1 protein-coding gene and 1 pseudogene are annotated in these 2,720 nt (G+C 68.3%); one reads left to right on the top strand and one right to left on the bottom strand.

Annotation, left to right across the window (positions count from 1 at the left end; genetic code table 11):
- Positions 1–1,258: serine protease (locus F8M74_RS37020; RefSeq protein WP_141259151.1), on the bottom strand; the 1,258-nt coding region annotated here is incomplete at its 3' end.
- A 294-nt stretch (positions 1,259–1,552) separates the two neighbouring features.
- Between F8M74_RS37020 and F8M74_RS37015 the strand changes: the two are divergent.
- Positions 1,553–2,720, top strand: a pseudogene (locus F8M74_RS37015) (hypothetical protein); the annotation flags it as partial.

The following is a 2,720-nucleotide window of genomic DNA, read 5'->3' as shown; positions in this document are numbered from 1 at the left end:
GCTCACCGTTGCCGCCGGGGTTGGGGCAGTCGGTGGCGGGCAGCGCGCACTGGGGCAGGCTGGTGCCCAGGTGGCTGATGACCGCTTCGATGGGCACGCCGCGGTTGGGGCAGTTGGCGCAGTGGTGCAGGGCCACCACCAGGTTGTCCGAATGGCCGATGACGGGTGAGCCGGAGGAGCCGCCCTGCGTGTCCGCGTAGTATCCGATGTCGTTGGGGCCACCGGATTGGCAGGAGGCCTCGTTGCGGCTGTAGATCTCCGCGAAGCCGGACTCGTCCCGGGCATCCGTGGAGCGCACGGCGATCTTCTTGCCGTGGCCAGCCGGGTGCTGTGGCAGGTAGATGCGCTCGTTCACCACGGCGCCGGAGGAGCGCAGCTGGAGGTAGCCGTAGGTGTTCACCGGGTTCTGGGACAACTGGATGAGCGCGTAGTCACGCGGCGCGTCCACCTTCACCAGCGTGCCGCCCGGGATGACGTTGCCCGGGCAACCGAACCAGCTCGCGCAGCTCGTCGAACAGCTCGCGCCTTCCGCCATGAACTCGTATTGGGTGTTCTGCGCTTCGCTCGCCGTGCCGACGCAGTGCTGGTTGGTCATCAGGTGGCCCTGGCTGCCCACGAGCCAGCCCGTGCACGCACCGGAGCCGTTGATGAGCAGGCGCGCCACTGGACGCGCGCGGCCGTAGATGGTGGGGTCGCTGGAGGCGTAGCAGGGCGCCCACTGCGTGTCGTCCGGCCCGCACAGCGCCTTGTCATTCGACAGGCCCATCTCCTCGTTGGTGTAGCCCCGGGCGTACCGGTCGATGGAGTAGCCGTGCTTGTTGAGGATGCCGCGGCGGTTGACGCTGTCGTGGCTGTGCAGCTCGATGATGGCCGTCTCACCGGCAATGTGGATGGCCCAGAAGCCACTGCGCGCACCCGGGTGCGAGTTGTCGTAGCGCCACGACCGGGAGTTGTCCGGCGAGCGCACCAAGACGAAGTCGCCATCCTCCAGATCGAGCCGCTCGAAGTGGGGCGCGATGTACGCCGCGCCAGCGTGGGTGATGACGTCCGTGTGGATGGGGCCGTTGGAGGCGCGAATCTGCGTGGTGGCGTAGGGGTGGGTCGTCTCGAAGCGACGGAAGACGTCCTCGCCCACCTTCGTGAGCCGCTGGGACGAAGAGGAAACTTCTTCCTGCTGGCAGACCTCATCGGAGGCCAGCGCCGCCGGCGCCCCCGTGACCAGCGCGGTGACAAGACATGCGAGTGGGATGCGTTTCATCGACTCTCCTGGGAGTGAAGCTCTTGCGGGTTTGACCGCACTCACAGTTATAGCCTGAGAAACTGATAATTCCGTGTGATTGCCACAGGTTCCATGGCTGGGCAGTTTGATTGGAGATTTTTAATTTCACGGTGAGTGCTGATTGTCCGTTGCGGCGTGGGGTTTGTGCCAGGGCCTTGGTTTCACTCGGAGCAGGTGCCTGTGGCGCCGGTCGTGCGGCCTGGCTGGCATGCCGCGGCCATGCGGTGGGAGGGGCGTCTCAGTCGCTGAGAAGGCGTCTAGAATCGGCCGGACATGGCCGAAATGCTCGGAGCGATCCTGGTCCGCAAGGGCCTCATCACGCAGGCGCAGCTCGACGAAGCCCTCCGGGCCCAGCTCATCTACGGCGGAAGGTTGGGCTCCAACCTTGTCGAGCTGGACATCCTCGACATCGACACCCTGGCCATGGTGCTGGGGGAGATGTGCCGCTACCCGGTGGCGCAGGAAGCGGACTTCGATGCGGCACCGGACGCGGTGCTGCAACTGCTCCCCGCGGCGATGGCGGAGAAGCACCAGGCCTTCCCACTGGCGCAGGAAGGCCGGCGGCTCAAGGTGGCCATGGCCAGCCCGCTGGAAATCGAGCACGCGGATGCGCTGGGGTTCATCACCGGTCTGCGCATCGTTCCGTACGTCACGCCGGAGCTGCGGCTGTTCCAGTTCCAGGAGCTTCGCTACGGCATCAAGCGCGAGACGCGTTTCATCCAGATGACCTCGACGAAGCGTCCGACGCGGACCGCGGCGGTGGCGCTCCCTTCGATGCCCGCCGCGCTGAGCATGACGCCTCCGCCTCCCGCGCCCGTGAGAGCGGAGCCCGAGGCGGAAGGGATGTTCGGTGGGCTCGCGCCCGGGCAGTACTTGAGCGGCGATGACTCGGACACGGAGACCGAGGATTCCGGCTCGGTCCGGTGGGCGCCGGCTGTGTCGGGGAGCTCGCATCCGTTGGACCCGCTGCCGCCGTCCGCGCCTCCGGTGGCGATGATTGATTTCGGGGAGGACGGCGGGATGCGGGGGGGGACGCCCGAGGTGCCCGTGCCTCCGACGCTGACGCCAGCGGGTGGGGGGGCGCGGCCTGCCTCGCCGCCGCGACTCACGCCGACGGAGACGCCGCGTGCCGTCGCGCCGCCTCCGTTCGCGCTGGAGCCGGAGCCCGCGGAGGAGATTGACCTCCTGGAGGAAGGGGAGGTGCTGGAGGAGGGCGAGGTCGTCGAGGACGTGGCGGCTGTGCCCGAGGACTTCGAGGGTGGTGTTCCCGCGCCAGGAGTTGCTGTGGCCTCGGCCATGCCGGTGGCTCCGCAGGGGGCGGGTGGAGGGACGCAGCCGCCTGGGTTGGCGTCGCGGCAGGGTGTGGCGACTCGGCCTCCGTTTCCTCCGATGGGCGCCGCTTCTTCGGAGTCCGGGGCGCCGGCTCGGGGGGCTTCGGGGG

This window comes from Myxococcus sp. CA023 (assembly GCF_010998615.1).
Lineage (GTDB): Bacteria > Myxococcota > Myxococcia > Myxococcales > Myxococcaceae > Myxococcus.
The sequence above is the reverse complement of the archived record's forward strand: the minus strand, read 5'-3'. Positions and strand labels throughout refer to the sequence as shown.